This is a genomic window from Campylobacter concisus, from assembly GCF_003049065.1.
GTDB classification, from domain to species: domain Bacteria; phylum Campylobacterota; class Campylobacteria; order Campylobacterales; family Campylobacteraceae; genus Campylobacter_A; species Campylobacter_A concisus_BE.
Genome location: NZ_PISC01000011.1, coordinates 15,288 through 31,710, shown reverse-complemented (window position 1 = coordinate 31,710; position 16,423 = coordinate 15,288). Strand labels below are relative to the sequence as shown.

Genomic DNA, 16,423 nt, shown 5'->3' with positions numbered 1-16,423 from the left:
TATGCTTAATCTAAGCTCGTTTAAATTTATAGTAAAAGGTGCTGCCTTCATTATAAACGCTATCGACGCCATATAAAATGTCATGTTTTTGGCAAATTTCACTGACGATATTTAGCCCAAGTCCAAAGCCGCCTTGGATTTCATCCTCTCTGACGTAGCGCTTCCAGATCCTTTTTACGTCCTTTATCCCCTTGCCAAAGTCCTGCACACTAAGATTGATGCGATCTGCTTCAAGCTCTAAATTTACTATTATCTCGCTCTCTTTTGGGCTGTATTTTATGGCATTTGTGATGGTGTTATCGATGATGCGCTGAGCCTCGACCTTGCTTAGCATAGTAAATGCCTCGCTTGCTAAATTTGTCTTTACTACGATGTGCTTGACATCAGCCACGCTTGAGAGAAATTTCACTCGCTCTTTAACGTATTCGCTTAAATTTAGCCTCTCAAGTGGGAATTTGATGTAGCCTCGCTTTATGAAGTACTCGACATCTTCGTAGGTTATTTGCATCTGTTTTAGGGCATTTTTGATGCGGGTTATATACTTGTTTTCAAGTCCAAGCATCTCAAGGTTCATGCCAGCTACGCCAAGTGGGGTCTTTAGCTCGTGCATGGCGTCGTTAAAGAAGTTATTCATATACTTTTGAAACTCTTTATAAGGCTTAACGCTACTTAGATATAAAAAATAGACGATAAAAAGCACCGCCACAAGGATGACAAGCAGCATAAGAGCTGTTAAAAGGATGTTCTTTTTGTTATCAAGCTCCTTTTCTACGACGATGTAGTAAGGGGTCTTATCTTTTATAAAAAAGCTCTTATAAAAAAGATACCCGCCCTCTTCTAGAGTTACAAATTTAAAGCTACTTGGCTCTTTGCTAAGAGTTGAGATGACTGGTTTAAAATTTACGTCATAAATCGCAAATTTATACTTTAATGAGCTAGCTATATTCTCGTTTTTTAGAAATGCATTTTTAATGATGGTTTCATGCTTCATAGCGCCAAAGAGAGCTTTTGAGCTGCTATTTTTCTGACTTAAATTTAAGATCACAAAGCTTTGAAAGCAAAAGAGCGACATTATGACAAATGTCGCTATGATCTGGATCTTAAAGCTCTTGTGCATCTATCTTGTAGCCTATGCGCCTCTTTGAGATGATAAAGTTATTATTTGTCTTGTTTCTTATCTTTAAAACGTGCATTCTTATATCAGCGCCCTCGATCTCTTTGTCGTTCCAGACAAGATCTCTAAGCTCCTCCATGCTGACGTAAGAATTTAGATGTGAGACCAAACACTCGACCAAAGCGACCTCTTTTGCGCTAAGATCAACCATCTTGCCATCTTTAAGTAGCACACGTTTATTTAGATTGAAGCTAAACTCGTCATTTATCTTTACTATGTTTTTATCGTCAGTGCCATAGTACTTTCTCATAAGCTCAGCAACTCTAAATTTAAGCTCAGCTAGCTCAAATGGCTTTTTTAGATACTCGTTACAGCCAAGCTCGTAGCCAATCGCCATATCATCTATATCAACTAAAGATGTCGTTATCATGATAGGAGCGTTTGGATTTAGACTTCTTATATACTTGATGACCTCGTGACCATTTACTCCAGGCACTTTTATGTCAAGTATAAAAAGGTGATAGAAATTTTTCTCTATCAAGTCGCAAGCCTCTTGACCGTCGCTCACCGCTGTAACTTCATAACCAAGCGTCTGCAAAAACTCACAGACGCTCTCTTGAAACCCTAGATCATCTTCTAAAAGCAAAATCTTCAAAATGCTCTCCTAAAAAACAAACTTTAATAAGATTTTTATCTATTGTAATACTTAATAGGTAAATTTCAAATTAAAATTCTTTTTTAAGTATTAAATAAAAATTTGTCCTGCATAGACTATGTAATATCTTAGCAAAAAGACACCACAAATGACTAAAATAGCGTTTAGCACGGCAAATTCGCGTTTGAAATCATGCACCTTTAAAACGCTTAAGTCTAAAATGATAGGCACAGCCATACCAAGACCTATGACGCCGATATAAAACATCAGCCCAAGAGAATTTGCGCTAAGTGCGTTTGCTACGCTCTGCGCACCACTTGCACTTGCACCTTTTACAACCATGAAAAGTGCGACTATTAGCAAAAACTCGGCTACGATCGCTAAAAAGTCAAATTTTAATAAAAAGTGTGCAGTTTGGTTTTGCTCTCTCTTTTCATCTTTTAGCACGCCAAGAAGCAGTGTAAATGCACCAGCACAGCTTAAGCCAGAAACTAAGAATAATAGTGGCAAAACTGGCGTGTTCCAAAGTGCGATCTTGTGAGCTGCACTTAGCAAAAAGCCAGTATATGCACCAACGCCGATGCCTAAGATGAAAAGCAAAACTCCAAGCAAACCTGAAAGCTTGCTAGCTAAATTTGCAAGCGCGTCAAAAAGTGAAATTTTAAGCAACGCGATCTCGTTTTTAAACGCACCAAGCGCGTATATAACGCTAAGAGGCGTATAAACTAGAAGCAGCGCAACGCCTATTGACATAACTGAGTCAAAGTTGTAAAGCAAGAGTATCCAGTAAAAGCTAAGCGGCTTACCAAGATCAAGTACCAAAAGAGCAAGTCCAAGGACGATCGCCACTGGAGCGATAAGAGCGGCTGCTTTAAAGTAGTAGTTATCCTTGCCAAATTTATTTGAGATGAGCACAGCAACGATGCTAGCACCTGCACTAAGTCCTGCTAAAAATAGATAAAAAGCTATCGGCCAGCCCCAGTAAATTTCAGAGTATTGAGCTAGGCTTCCTGACATGTTATTCATGGTGTGCTCCTTTTGTATTTGCGATCATCGCAAGTGAAGGTTTTGTGTTTAACTCCGCTTTTGGCAAGTAGTATTTGCTCTCTTTTAGTTTCTTTGAAATTTTAGAGTTTTCATCATTTACGTCGCCAAAAGTTAGGGCATTTGTAGGGCAGACGCTAACACATGCTGGCTCTTTGCCCTCTTCTAGCCTACTCTCATAGCAAAATGTGCATTTGCCTATCTCGCCATCTGGCAAGACGTAGCGAGCGTCGTATGGACAGGCTAGGATGCAGTACTTACAGCTAACGCAAATTCTGTGATCAAGCAGCGTCACGCCATCAGCTGTTTTAAAGCTAGCTCCAGTTGGGCAAACCTCAACACAAGGTGCATCTTCACACATAACGCAGCTTTGACGTAAAAAGTCAGTTTTTAAATTTGGAAATGTCCCACTCATCTTCGCATGTACTTGCAAGCGGTAAAGTCCCCTTGGCACGTTATTTGCACTTCTGCAAGCTACCGAGCAGCCTTGACAGCCGATGCATAAATTTTCATCATGTATCATCATATATTTTTTCATTTTCTATCCTTACGCTTTACTTATGCTAACGCCAACATTTGTAACCATAGTCGCAGCCACCGGACCCTCAGCTGGATCAAGAAGCACGCTTGTGTTAAGCCCTACGTGATCTATGCTCTTAAGGCCTGGCGTGATGTGTCCAAAGCCGTGATAGATAAAGAGCGTATCTTCTCTAATGCCCTCAGTCACCATAAGCTTGCCCTTTTGCTCGCCAAATTTATTTTTGACCAAAACCATGTCGCCGTCACGTAAATTTTGCTTTTTAGCGGTGTTTGGATTGATCCAGATAGGGCTATCGCTCATAAGGTCATTTAAAAATGGCACTGTCTGAGTGTGGCCGTTGGTATGAATAGGCGTTTTGCCACAAGTTAAGCAAAGCTCGTGTCCGTCAAATGTGTCCATATCTTTGTCATTTAGCGCGCCATATCCTGCAAACTGCGCCTCGACATCAGGCAAAAATAGCTCTATCTTGCCGCTTTTTGTTTTAAGCTTAGCCATATCGTCCATTAGCCCATTTTCACCTACAAATTTAGATGCGACTGGATATTTAGCGACAAATTTATCGATCATACCTTTTTCTCTAAATAAGATCCCTGGCTCATCCCACGTGATAAAGCCATCTTTTTCTAGTGCGGCAAGTAAATTTACATCTCCGCCAGCTTGTTGCATCCTAAACTCGCGCATGTCGTTCCAAGTGTAAAGCTCATCTATCTTCATGCGGCGTGCTAGCTCTCTAAAGATAAACGCCCCATCTTTTGTGTCACCAACTGGATCAACGACTTTATTTCTTATCATATAAGCTGGTTTTAGACCCGACTTGTCCTCTATGCCCTCGTCACGCTCTAGGTAGCTGCTCTCAGGCAATATGACATCAGCGAAGGTTGCCATATCGTTTAGATAGACATCGCTCACTACGATGAGCTCAAGCTTCTTCATAGCTTCGATACTCTTCATCGTCTCAGCTACGTTTATGAGGTGGTTAAAGCGGATGTTAAACCAACCTTTTATGGCGTAAGGCTTCTCGTTTAATATAGCGTTATCTATATCCATCAAAACGCCATGTTTTCTGTTTACAAATTTATGCGCTCCAGCCTCGCCAGCGAAGTCTAGTCTGGTGACCTTTGGCACTTTAAATTTCTCATCTGGGTTTTTAAGAACTGGGAATTTATCCTCGCCAACTAGTTTGTTAAAGGTCTTTGCGTTTTTGCCACCAAAAAGACCGCCCTTAACCTCCCAGTTGCCCATCATCGCATTTGCCACCATGATGGCTTTTGTCCTCATGTATTCAGCTTTTGTGGTAGTTGTCTTATGCCCAAAATCAAAAATAACTCTTGGAGCAGCTTTGTAAATTTCATCAGCGATGCGTCTAACATCGCTTGCTTTTATGCCAGTAATTGCCTCTTGCCACTCAGGTGTTTTGCCCTCGACACTCTTTACGATCTCATCAAAGCCAGTTGTAAATTTCTCAATAAATTCTTTATCATAAGTGCCATTTTGTATCCAAGTGTTGATGAGTGCTAGAACAAATGCTAGGTCAGTGCCAGGTTTGACTGGTAGCCACTCATCAGCTTTTGCAGCTACAACGCTAAATCTTGGCTCAAGCACAAGTAGCTTTGTATCCTTGCTAGCTGCAAATTTAGCAAGCTTTTTAGCATCAGCTATGACGATGCCCTCAAAGAGGTTGTGACCAAAATTTACAACGTATTTTGCATTTGCAAAGTCCCTTTTTAGCTTAGCGATGCCATACATCTGCTCGCAGACCATTTGATAGGTGATCGGACAGCATGAAAAGTGTGAAAAGCAGTTTGGCGAGCCATAAGCTGAGGCAAAATTTACCATTAGCTTGTGTGTTTGCGAGCTTTTACAGGTAAATACAAAGCTTTCAGGACCATACTTTTGCTTGATATCAAGCATCTTTGAAGCAACATAGTCAAGCGCCTCGTCCCAGCTAATCTCGCGCCATTTATTTTCGCCTCTCTCGCCAGCTCTGATTAATGGCTTTTTGATCCTATTTTCATCATAGAGCTGGCTAAGTCCTGAGCCGCCTCTTGCACAAAGAGAGGTTGCCGTGCCGCCAGCTTTTGGATTGCCACTTAAAAAGCGAACTTTACCATCAACGACTTTTGCTTCGATAGGACACCTTGAAGAGCACATCTCACAAAAGCTATGAACGTGCTTTTCGCCTCCATTTGCAGCACCTTGCAAAGCACCACCTGATAGAGATGATGCAGCTGCGCTAACTCCTGCACTGAATTTTAAAAATTCTCTTCTATTTAAGCTCATCTTTCTCCCTTTAAAAGAAATTTTACTTTTTGTTATTTTATTATTTAAAGTTGAAAGTAAAATTAAATTTTATTTAATAATTTTTTTTAGTTTTTATTTTTTATGATATGTGAGATTAAATATCAAAATAGAGCAAATTTTAAAAATGATAAATTAAGATGGATTAAATTTTAGCGCGATTTTTGCGTGATTTATAAAAATGAAAAAATTAAATTTAAAAAGAGATGTTATTTAAGAATTTGATATAAAAAATTGAAAATTTAGAGAAGAATAAAAAGCCGAGAGAGATCTCGGCTTAAGTTTTATATAAGAACTGGAGCTACTATAAATCCAAGGATAACTGATAATGCAACCATTATAGTTCCTGGGATGAAGAATGAGTGGTTAAATACAAATTTACCAACTCTTGTAGTTCCTGTATCGTCCATCGCTATCGCACCTAGTGTTGTAGGATATGTTGGCAATACAAATAGACCAGAAACTGCAGCAAATGAAGCTACAAGGATCCAAATTTGACCTGAATTTTCAGGGCTAGTCATACCAAGAGCAGCAGCAACAGCAGGCATCATAACCTTTGTTGTAGCAGCTTGTGAGTATAGCAAGCAGCTTAAGAAATAAAGCGCAACAGCTAGGATAAATGGATACTGAGTAACGAAGTCTTTTGCAACCTCTTTGATAGCATCAAGGTGTCCATTAACAAATGTTGTACCAAGCCATGCGATACCAACAACGCAGATGCACGCATTCATACCGCTTTGGAAAGTGCTAGTTGATAGAAGTTTGCCTGTCTCAACTTTGCAAGCTACTGCTATCGTAAAGCCGATAGTTAGCATGAAGCTAATGATAGCTGCATCTCTTGAAAGGATAGGTTTTTCTACTAAATTTAAGCTCTTTGAAATGCATAGCGCATAACAAACAACTATCAAAACACCAATCGCAAAAATAGCAACTGATCTTTTTGCGTATGGTTTTGGCTCGTGATACTCGACATCCTTAACCTCTGCAACCAAACCTTTTGCAAGTCTATCTTGATAGATAGGATCTTTTGAAAGGTCAAGATCGTAAAATTTGTTGATAATAAACGCAGTGATAATCATCGCAACAAATGTAGTTGATATACAAATAAATAGCAACACTGGATAGCTAACACCTAGCTTCTCGCATAGACCACTCATAGCAACAAATGCAGCTGAGATAGGGCTTGCAGTGATCGCTACTTGAGAAGAGACAACCGAAAGCGCAAGTGGAGCTGAAGGTTTGATGTTTTGAGTTTTTGCAACTTCAACGATAACAGGGATCATAGAAAACGCAGTGTGTCCAGTACCTGCAAGGATAGTTAAAAAGTAAGTAACTATCGGAGCAAGAAAGTTGATCTGTTTTGGATTCTTGCGTAAAATTTTTGTTGCTACTTGAACTAAATAATCAAGTCCGCCCGCAACTTGCAAAGCTGTGATCGCTGAGATAACTGAAGCGATGATCAAGATAACATCCATAGGGATGTCTTTCATATCGACTTTCATACCGAGTAAAGCGAGTATCACAACGCCTAGACCACCTGCGTAGCCAACGCCCATACCACCTAGTTTGACACCAAGATAGATGCCGCCAAATAGGACTATAATCTGTAAGATCAGCATTATATCCATCGAAAACTCCTTTATTAAATTTTATTACTAAAATCACCACTTAAGCGTGTCAGAATTCTGGCACGCCTTTAATAATACTTTGCTTAAATTTTTACTTAACCATGCTCGGATTTAGCATATTTTTAGGCTCTAAAATCTTATCGATCTCTTCTTTGCTTAGATAGCCTCTCTCTAGGCAGATATCGCCAACTGCTTTACCTGTTTGAAGAGCCTCTTTTGCGATGCTTGCTGATTTTTCGTAACCGATATATGGGTTAAATGCTGTTACGATACCAACTGAGCCAAGAACTGATTTTAAGCAAGCCTCAGGGTTTGCTGTAAGTTTTTTGATAGCTTTTTCAGCTAGTGTTTTCATAGCATTTTCAAGGATGAATATAGAGTTAAATAGCGCATAAGCGATGCCTGGCTCAAATGCATTTAGCTCAAATTCGCCTCTTTCAGAGCAAAGCATGATAGTTACGTCGTTGCCGATAACCTCATAGCACGCTTCTCCTACAACCTCAGCGATAACTGGATTTACCTTACCTGGCATGATTGAGCTGCCTGGTTGCATTTGAGGTAAATTTATCTCACCAATTCCGCATCTTGGGCCTGAGTTCATTAGTCTTAAGTCATTTGCAATTTTTGAAAGTCTAACAGCTGCAGTTTTAAGCGCACCACTTACATGAACAAAGTCTGCAGTATCTTGTGTAGCTGCGATGAAGTCATCAGCCTTTTTAAAATCAACTCCAGTGATCTCTTTTAGTTTTTTAACAACTACATTTTTATACTCTGGGTGGCAGTTGATGCCTGTGCCTATCGCAGTTGCACCCATGTTTAGATGTGTCATTGACTCACGAGCAGCAGTGATCTTTTCGATGTCACTTTTGATGTAGCTTGCAAATGCGTTAAAAGTGTTGCCAAGTGTTGTAGGGACGGCATCTTCAAGCTCTGTTCTACCCATTTTGATGATATCTTTAAATTCTTTTGCTTTTTTCTCAAGCTCATCTTTTAGTAAATTCATAGCAGCAAGCAAGTCAGTAAGTTTTGCATAAGTTGCTACTTTAATAGAGCTTGGATAAGTATCATTTGTGCTTTGTCCAAGGTTTGTGTGATCGTTTGGATGGATGTATTGATACTCGCCTTTTTTGTGACCAAGGCTCTCAAGCGCGATGTTTGTGATAACCTCGTTTGAGTTCATATTTGTACTTGTTCCTGCTCCACCTTGAACCATATCAACGACAAATTGATCTAAAAACTCACCAGCTATTACTCTATCAGCAGCTTTTGCTAAAGCATCAGCTATCTTTGGATCTAAAACGCCAACCTCTTTATTTGCAAGCGCAGCAGCTTTTTTGATCTGTGCAAATGCCTTTACAAAGTATGGATACTCTTTTAATGTTCTACCGCTCATGTGGAAGTTCTCAGTAGCCCTAAATGTTTGGATGCCATAGTAAAAATTGTCAGAAATTTCCAACTCACCAATAAAATCATGTTCTCTTCTGGTTGCCATAACAGCTTCTCCTTAGTAAAAAATTGTTACCGAGTGAAATTATATAGGTATTTGAGGTTTTAAATATTAATGACTACTTATTTTTTTTAAGCTTTAAGTTTTTGACTTGATATGGCGCTCTTTGAAAGAAAATTATATTTCATATTTAAGCTAGTTTTTAGGAATTTGCTTGTCTAAATTGTTATATTACTAATAATATTACTTTTTTATTATATAAAAAGGGTCAAAATAGCTCAGATTTGTCCTACACTTTAAGTTTAAAAGCCATTTTTGAGAAAATTTAATATAAAATAAATATAAATTTACAAATTTTATAACAGGCAAGCTAAAATTTATAATAATATTTTGTTTAGCAGTAAGTAAGGCAAAAAATTAAAATTTTATTAAATTTGCTATCATCTTTTAAAAATCACACCTAAAAAAGCAACAACAAACAAGGCAATTAATTAAAAAATTTATCACTTGTCATTATTTATTTTAAATATAACTTAAACTAAGTTTTTATTAATATATAAAGACCTTTATTTTATACATTAATATATCTTGCAAAAAATAAGTCAAAAAACTAAAACTATCTTAATGTAAATGCTATAGGAAAGCGAAGATAGCGAGCTTCTTTTGGCTTTGGAAACTCAGAGCTCGCTTTTTTGACATTTTCTAAAGCACCATTATCAAGCGACTCAAAGCCTGAACTCTTAGTAACCTTTAGCTCGTCTATGCTGCCGTCTGTTTTAAGCAAAAATCTAACTTCAACAACGCCTTGATGCTTCATCCTTCTAGCGTTGTTTGGGTAGCTTTTATACTTTTTCACAGCTGCTATGACCTTGCTAAAGTCCTCATCGCTTTGCGCATTTGCTAAATTTAGCTCTTGGGCTACTTTCTGAGCTGGAGCTGAGGCGATTGATTTGTTATTTGCTGGTAAATTTGAATTTACAACAGGTGCTGGTGTCGTGGCAGGAGCTGGCGCAGTGATAGCAGGTTTTGGCTCCACTTTTGGCTCTGGTTTTGGCTCAGGGCGAGGCTCAGGCTTTGGCAGTGGCTTTGGCTCTACCTTTGGCTCAGGCTTGGGCTCTGGTTTTGGTGGCTGGGGCGGTGGCGGTGGAGCTGGAGGTGTTGGCTCTGGGATCATTACTTGTTCGCTTATCTGCGGAGCCGTAGTTTGCGGCACTGGAGTGAATGAATTTAGAGCTATTTTTATAGGTTTTTGCTCGCCTATCTTTATCTCACTAAAGTTATGTGAAAGCAAGAAATAAGCCGCTGCCACGTGCACTATTGCTGATACCGCTAGGCCACTATAGTTTGAAATTTTACTCAGAGATTGTTTGGATTGCAAAGTTTTCGTGACCTTTTTCTTTTAAGATATCAATTACTTTGACAAAGCTGTCAAATTTAGCGTTTTTGTCGCTTTTTAGCTCGATTAAGGTTTTTATATCCACAGCATTTAGCTTATCTTTTAGCTCATCTTCTGAAATTTCCACATCATCTATGAAAAATTTATTATCTTTATCGATAACGACACTCACTTTTTTCTCATCCTCTTTATCCTGCTGTGCGCTTTTGGCGCTTGGTAGATCGACTGCGATCTTGCCCTGAGCGATAAAGGTCGAGATGCTTAGCACGATGGCTAGCAAAACGAGCATGATATCGATAAATGGGACGATATTTAGCCCATCTTTTTTATTTAGACGCATTTTCGGCCTTGTATCTGTTTATCATGACATCGACTTTTCTAACAAAGCCGTTGTAGATCATGAGCGTCGGGATCGCCACAAGTAGGCCAAATGCAGTCGCTTTTAGCGCTAAAGATAGGCCGATCATAATACTTTTTGTATCGATGCCGCCAGCCATACCCATGTCATAAAATGTGATCATGATGCCAGCAACCGTGCCAAGAAGTCCGATATATGGGGCATTTGAATAGATGATGTAAAGCGTGGTTAAATTTTTTGTTAGCGCCTCATCGAGCTTTTCGATGTTTTTGTAGCCATTTATATCAACACGTGAGTAAAAAATGATACGCTCGATCGTATACCAAAGCACAAAAAAGCTCATGACGCCCAAAATACCGATGATTATATAGTCAATGTTGTGTTTTAAAAGTTCCATAATGCCTCTTATTTTTAAAATTTGAGTGTGATTATAACTATATTGATAATTAATGTCAAATATATTGTAAAAATGTAATCTAAAAATATTTTATAAGAAGAGAAATTTAAAGAGAACAGATCTGAAGATTAGCGCAAATCTGCGTTATTAATTATATTAATACGATAGATAAGCGCTAAATTTTATAATTTGATAATTGTTTTTAGTATAAATATATGGCTAAATTTCTAGCTCTTTTACTACACGTGCATTTAGTGCCATTTGCATGTGGTGTAAAAATACATTTTGGTAAAAATCCCCACTATGCCCTGCTGCGTCGTAGGTTTGCACCAAATTTGCTGGCACGATGATCTCTCTTTTTAAATTTTGCTCATTTGCGCTAAGTCTTAGGTGAGAGACAAGCTGATAGATGCACATATCGGTGCAGTCACCCATGATGACAAAGCTATCAAATTTACTTATAAATTTATTAAATTCCTGCGAATAAGCGATGCTAAGTGAGTTTTTGTAAAAAGTCTTCATCTCATCAAAAAAGTCTAAATTTCTTAGCTCATCAACTGCCTCTGCCTCATTTTGTCCCTTTAAAGCATGAGCTGGAAAGCTCGCAAACTCAGCTGAATTTGGCTCGTGGACATCTTGGATGAGGATGTAGTTTTTAAGATCAAATTTCTCTCTTGCTAGCTTAAAAGTATCTGCTATACCTTTTGAGAGCTCACCCACACGCTTGCTAGCTAGTGCACCCTCACAACAAAAGCCATTTATCATATCAACGCTTATAAAGACCACTTTTTCGCTGCCATTTTTAAAAATTTCGCTAAATTTAAGCGCTTTTAGGCCATTTTGCCACGCATTTAGCTCATTTAAAATTTCTCTCATTACTTCTCCTTTATAGGTAAATTTATACAAAATGTCTTTGGCTCAAGGGTTATCTCTATGCTGCCCTTGTGCGCCTCGATGATCTGCAAGCAAAGGTGCAGTCCCAGGCCATTGCCCTTTAGTTTGCTCGTCTTAAATGGCTCAAAGACGATATTTTCATTTTTTATAGAGACGCCGCTGTCATAGACTATAAATTTATGTTCATTTGGCGTCTTTTCGTAGCTTAGCTTCACCACACCTTCGTCGTTTTCGTCCTCTTCGATAGCATCGATCGCGTTAAATAAAATGTTTTGAAAGACCATCGCGATGAGGTCAAAGTCGCCCTCGTATGTGGCGTCAGGGAAATTTAGCTCAAAAGTTATATCTTTTGAATACTCGTAAAATTTAAGCGCCTCCTCGCACTCGCTTTTGATATCTAAAAAGTTAAATTCCTTTGGCGTGATGCTAAGCCCTTTTGTAAAAAGAAGTGTGGCTTTGATGATGCGCTCAACACGCCAGATCCCCTTTTGTATCTGCTCGACGATAGGCAAAATTTTTGGCTCAGCCCTTTTTAAAAGAGTGGAGTTTAGAAGCGAGATAGAGCCTATGGGGTTTCTTATCTCGTGAGCTAGGTGTGCTGCTACTTGACCCATCGAAGCTAGGCGCTCGGTGCGTTTTTCTTGCGTTATGTCAGTGGCTGAGATGATCTTTTTATCGTCTTTGACCACCTTTTTTACTAGATAAATTTGTGAGCCAAAATTTAGCTCGCCCTCATCTTTTGGGATGAAATTTAGCGCTTTGCCAAGCTTTTGCGCCTCTGAGTTTTGCAAGAAAATTTCATCATTTTCATCAAGCACCCAAATGGCATTTGGCAAAATTTCCACGATATCTTTTATAAAACCTTGCAAACTCATATAAGAGGCAGTCAAATTTTTATACTCACGCTCTATCAGATAGGTCTGCTCTATTAGGCTTTTTAGGCCATTTTGTATATCGATATCACTCACAGCAACTCCTCATAATCTTTTATCTCATAAAGCCTAAGTCGCTCATCTTTTAAGCCCAAAAGCTCGTTGCTAAAGCCACTTTTTGAAAAAAGCGCGATGATATCAGGCTTTATGCCAAGTCTTTCGCACTTGTGAAGGACTAAATTTAAGACATTTTTGCAAATTTTTCGCTCTTTATACTTTGCTTCGCCTACTATTATCTTGCCATTTATGCTAAAAAGCATGTCTAGCTCTATATTTTTGCTCCAAAATGAGCTTAGTAAAATGCCATCAAGCCCAAGCTTTTTGGCCATTAGCTCGCCACTTAAAAGCTCAAATCCAAGGCTCGCGTACTCGTCAAATTCTCTTCTTATAAGCTCTAAAATTTCTTCACTCCTGCCCTCTTTTAAAAGGCTTAAATTTGGCTCGATAAATCTAAACCAAAACCTTGAAAAATGGCTGTTGAAGTGAATTTTATCCTCTATCTTATAAGCTCGCTCGCTCTTTTTTAAAATTTGACGCTTGTTTTTTACTCGCGGCTTTTCTTGGCTCTTTTCAAGCACTAAAAAATCCTTGCTAAAAAGCTTTGCATAGACCCTATTTGTCATGCTTTGGGGCAAAATTTTATTTACGCTAAATTTCTTTCTGTCGCTTCTAGCAAGCTTAATGAGAGCCATTTTGATGGCCTCGTCGCTATCCTCGTCAAAGTAAAACCTAGCCATCAAATTTTTATAATCATCTAAAATTTCAGCCCTGATCGCCTCAAAAACATCGTAGTATGAGCCCTTTAATAAAAAGTCATCAAAAACAAGATGAAATTTTATAACTTCAGCAATACCAAGGTGCTTCATCCGCTCAAATGTCGATTTTATGGCTAAAATTTCGTATCCTTTGTGTGGCGGATTGTAGCATATTTTTAGAAAATTTTAATTATAATCACGCAAAAACTAAAAGGCTAAAGTTGGTAAATTTAGAGCACATTAGAAGAGATATTATTTTAAAAAAAGGGATACATTACTTCGACTACACAGCCTCAGGACTTGCGTATAAACCTATCGAGGACGAGGTCGCTGATATCTTAAAAACCTACGCCAACACCCACTCGCTAACATCCTCAAATGCCTATAAAACGCAGCTTTTGTATGATAGCGCTAGAAGCGAGCTAAAGCGATTTTTAGGGCTTGATGATAGCTTTTATCTCATAGCCACAGGATACGGTGCCACTGGTGCGATCAAGAAATTTCAAGAGCTTTTGGGGCTTTACGTGCCTCCAGCTACTAAAAGAAGGTATAACCTAAAGGTTGATGATAGCTCGCCGCTAGTCGTGCTTGGCCCTTATGAGCACCACTCAAATGAGATCAGCTTTAAAGAGGCGCTTTGCGAGGTTGAGCGCATAAGGCTTGCAAAAGACGGCAGCATCGACCTATCTCACTTGGAGCAAATTTTAAAGATAAACGCAGGGCGCGAGATCATCGCTAGCTTTAGCGCAGCCTCAAACGTCACAGGCGTCATAAGCGACTACAAGCAAATTTACACGCTTGTTAAGAAATTTGGCGGCATCGTGGCATTTGACGTGGCGAGCCTCAGTGCCTATGCAAATTTAGATTGCGACTACTTTGACGCGCTCTTTATCTCGCCGCACAAGCTTCTTGGCGGAGTTGGCAGTTGTGGGCTACTGGCAATCAAAAAAGTGCTAGCAAATGACGATGTGCCAAGCTTTGCAGGTGGTGGCACGGTAAGCTATGTGAGCAAAAACTATCATATATTTTTAAAGGATCAAGAGGCACTTGAAGAGGCTGGCACACCGCCTATTTTGGGGCTTATACGTGCAAATTTAGCCTACAGACTAAGAGAAGAGATAGGACTTGCTACCATCTATGAAAACGAGAGTGAGCTTAGCGAATACTTTTGTCAAAGACTAAGGGAGATCCCAGAGCTAGTTAGCTACTGCCCAGCAAATTTAAAGCGTCTTGCGATATTTTCATTTAATGTAAAAAACGTAGCTCCATATGAGCTTTCAAAAATTTTAAGCAAAGAGTATGGCATACAAACACGTGCTGGCTGCTCATGTGCAGGCTCATACGGACACGATCTTTTGGGGCTAAAAGAGGATCCAAATTTCACCCACAAGCCAGGCTGGGTGAGGGTTAGCCTGCACTATACGCATACTTTTGAGGATATTGATTATCTGGTGAGTGCGATCAAAAAAAGTATCGAGAAATACGCACTTTCGTGGCAGGTTAAAGACCCTTTTGACGTAAAAGAGATAAGTGGGTGTGTGGGTGAATAAAAAAAATGTTTTGATAGTTGCGGGAAGCGACAGCGTCGGCGGTGCAGGAGTGCAGGCGGATATAAAAAGTTGCGAGGCGTTTGGCTGCTTTAGCGCAAGCGTCATCACAGCCGTGACCGCGCAAAATACAAATGGCGTTAGCAGCGTGCTTGCGATGCCAGCAAATATGGTAAAAGCTCAGTTTGAGATGGTACTAGCCGAGCTTGATATAGGCGCTGTGAAGGTTGGTATGCTCTTTAACGAGGAGATAATAGCCGTTATAAGCGCGTTTTTAAAGGGGTTAAGAGCTAAAAATGTGCCAGTTGTGATAGACCCAGTTTGTGTGGCAAAGTCAGGGGCAAAACTTCTTGAAGATGGTGCGATCGAAGCGCTAAAAGAGCTTTTAAACCTCGCAACTATCGCCACGCCAAATGTAGATGAGGCTAGGATTTTGGGTATTAATTTTACAAATTTGCCTTGCGATATGGTGCTAAAGCGAACGAAGGTCGATGAAATTTGCGAGGATACGCTCTATCTAAAAAATGGGGGCGTGATGAAATTTAGCGAGGAGCTTTTTGAGCCAAAGGTGATGCACGGGGCTGGTTGTAGCTTCTCAAGCTCGCTAGCGGCCATTTTAGCGCAGCAAAGCGATCTAGTAAGCGCCATAAAAATGGCTAAAAAATTTGTGGCAAATGGGATAAAAAATGCTCATAAAAGTAAATTTGGCGCAAGGCTTATAGATCATAAAGCAGGGCTTGATGGCTGAAATTTATGCTATTAGCGATGATATTTTAATGCCTGAAAATTTGGCTTTAGAATACGTAAGAGAAATTTTGGAGTGCGGGGTTAAATTTTTTCAGTTTAGGTCAAAAAAAGCGGTCAAAAATGAGAAGCTCGCAAGTGAAATTTTAAATTTATGCGAGAAATTTGGCGCGAAATTCATCGTAAATGACGATGTCAAATTTGCTAAAAAGATAGGCGCAAAGGCTGTTCATCTAGGCAAAGACGATGAGGGCATAAAAGAGGCGTTTGAGATTTTAGGTAAAGACGCATATGTGGGCGTTAGTTGCTATAACGATATAAGCTTAGCCATAAATGCCGCTAAAAATGGTGCTAGCTACGTTGCTTTTGGCTCTGTTTTTACAAGCCCTACAAAGCCAAATGCCCCAAAATGTGGGCTTGAAGTAGTTAAAGAGGCAAAGCAAATTTTAAACCTACCTGTTTGCGTGATAGGTGGCATAAATGAGACAAATATCGGCTCGCTCTCTCATACCAAACCCGATCTCATCGCCGTCATATCAGCGATCTACAAAGATAGCAACATCAAAGAAAACATCAAAAATTTACAAAGAATAATTGAGCTAAATTTATAAATCTAAGCTGGTTTTAGCAAAAAATTGTTTTGAATCATGATAAATAAATTTACAAATTCAGT

The 16,423-nt window shown here is 39.3% G+C and carries 16 protein-coding genes; 3 read left to right on the top strand and 13 right to left on the bottom strand.

The features are described from left to right. Positions 1 to 10: 10 nt before the first annotated feature. The 13 genes from CVS81_RS08740 to CVS81_RS08680 all read right to left on the bottom strand — a co-directional run bounded on the left by CVS81_RS08740 (position 11) and on the right by CVS81_RS08680 (position 13,570). Positions 11 to 1,117: a sensor histidine kinase gene (locus tag CVS81_RS08740; RefSeq protein WP_107965724.1), complete on the bottom strand. Its 1,107-nt coding sequence runs from the start codon at positions 1,115 to 1,117 to the stop codon at positions 11 to 13. Further along, entirely contained in the window at positions 1,101 to 1,769 is a 669-nt protein-coding gene (locus tag CVS81_RS08735) for a response regulator transcription factor (RefSeq protein ID WP_009294240.1), read from the bottom strand. The genes CVS81_RS08740 and CVS81_RS08735 overlap by 17 nt, the downstream gene beginning before the upstream one ends. A gap of 90 nt (positions 1,770 to 1,859) precedes the next feature. Then, on the bottom strand, positions 1,860 to 2,795 hold the full coding sequence (gene nrfD, locus CVS81_RS08730) for an NrfD/PsrC family molybdoenzyme membrane anchor subunit (RefSeq protein ID WP_107965723.1): 936 nt from the start codon (positions 2,793 to 2,795) through the stop codon (positions 1,860 to 1,862). Further along, the gene (locus CVS81_RS08725) at positions 2,788 to 3,351 is read right to left on the bottom strand and encodes a 4Fe-4S dicluster domain-containing protein (protein WP_012140133.1); all 564 of its coding nucleotides are present in this window, start codon (positions 3,349 to 3,351) and stop codon (positions 2,788 to 2,790) included. Before CVS81_RS08725 ends, nrfD begins: the two co-directional genes overlap by 8 nt. A gap of 9 nt (positions 3,352 to 3,360) precedes the next feature. Next, positions 3,361 to 5,634, bottom strand: a complete 2,274-nt coding sequence (phsA, locus tag CVS81_RS08720) for a thiosulfate reductase PhsA (RefSeq protein WP_107965722.1) — start codon at positions 5,632 to 5,634, stop codon at positions 3,361 to 3,363. 302 nt (positions 5,635 to 5,936) lie between these two features. Next, complete coding sequence (locus CVS81_RS08715) at positions 5,937 to 7,280, bottom strand: anaerobic C4-dicarboxylate transporter (protein ID WP_103617859.1); 1,344 nt, start codon at positions 7,278 to 7,280, stop codon at positions 5,937 to 5,939. A 91-nt stretch (positions 7,281 to 7,371) separates the two neighbouring features. Beyond that, on the bottom strand, positions 7,372 to 8,772 hold the full coding sequence (locus CVS81_RS08710) for an aspartate ammonia-lyase (RefSeq protein ID WP_103638637.1): 1,401 nt from the start codon (positions 8,770 to 8,772) through the stop codon (positions 7,372 to 7,374). 571 nt (positions 8,773 to 9,343) lie between these two features. Then, positions 9,344 to 10,036, bottom strand: a complete 693-nt coding sequence (locus CVS81_RS08705) for an energy transducer TonB (protein WP_234399550.1) — start codon at positions 10,034 to 10,036, stop codon at positions 9,344 to 9,346. A gap of 43 nt (positions 10,037 to 10,079) precedes the next feature. Beyond that, on the bottom strand, positions 10,080 to 10,463 hold the full coding sequence (gene exbD / locus CVS81_RS08700; protein ID WP_087583736.1) for a TonB system transport protein ExbD: 384 nt from the start codon (positions 10,461 to 10,463) through the stop codon (positions 10,080 to 10,082). Beyond that, positions 10,450 to 10,878: a TonB-system energizer ExbB gene (gene exbB / locus CVS81_RS08695; RefSeq protein WP_035142272.1), complete on the bottom strand. Its 429-nt coding sequence runs from the start codon at positions 10,876 to 10,878 to the stop codon at positions 10,450 to 10,452. The genes exbD and exbB overlap by 14 nt, the downstream gene beginning before the upstream one ends. 219 nt (positions 10,879 to 11,097) lie before the next feature. Further along, positions 11,098 to 11,754, bottom strand: coding sequence for a cysteine hydrolase family protein (locus tag CVS81_RS08690; RefSeq protein WP_107965720.1), 657 nt, complete (start codon positions 11,752 to 11,754; stop codon positions 11,098 to 11,100). Then, positions 11,754 to 12,740, bottom strand: a complete 987-nt coding sequence (locus CVS81_RS08685; RefSeq protein WP_107965719.1) for a sensor histidine kinase — start codon at positions 12,738 to 12,740, stop codon at positions 11,754 to 11,756. The genes CVS81_RS08690 and CVS81_RS08685 overlap by 1 nt, the downstream gene beginning before the upstream one ends. Then, a complete protein-coding gene (locus CVS81_RS08680; protein ID WP_107965718.1) occupies positions 12,737 to 13,570 on the bottom strand; it encodes a DUF234 domain-containing protein in 834 nt (277 codons plus the stop codon). Before CVS81_RS08680 ends, CVS81_RS08685 begins: the two co-directional genes overlap by 4 nt. Positions 13,571 to 13,680: 110 nt before the next feature. Between CVS81_RS08680 and CVS81_RS08675 the strand changes: the two genes are divergently transcribed. Genes CVS81_RS08675 through thiE form a run of 3 tightly spaced genes read left to right on the top strand, consistent with a single transcriptional unit; the run spans position 13,681 to position 16,361 of the window. Then, the gene (locus CVS81_RS08675) at positions 13,681 to 15,009 is read left to right on the top strand and encodes an aminotransferase class V-fold PLP-dependent enzyme (RefSeq protein ID WP_107965739.1); all 1,329 of its coding nucleotides are present in this window, start codon (positions 13,681 to 13,683) and stop codon (positions 15,007 to 15,009) included. After that, positions 15,002 to 15,754 carry a bifunctional hydroxymethylpyrimidine kinase/phosphomethylpyrimidine kinase gene (gene thiD, locus CVS81_RS08670; RefSeq protein WP_413784310.1) on the top strand — a complete coding sequence of 251 codons (753 nt, stop codon included), beginning with the start codon at positions 15,002 to 15,004 and terminating at the stop codon, positions 15,752 to 15,754. The genes CVS81_RS08675 and thiD overlap by 8 nt, the downstream gene beginning before the upstream one ends. Then, the gene (gene thiE, locus CVS81_RS08665) at positions 15,747 to 16,361 is read left to right on the top strand and encodes a thiamine phosphate synthase (RefSeq protein ID WP_107965717.1); all 615 of its coding nucleotides are present in this window, start codon (positions 15,747 to 15,749) and stop codon (positions 16,359 to 16,361) included. Before thiD ends, thiE begins: the two co-directional genes overlap by 8 nt. The last annotated feature ends 62 nt before the right edge of the window (positions 16,362 to 16,423 follow it).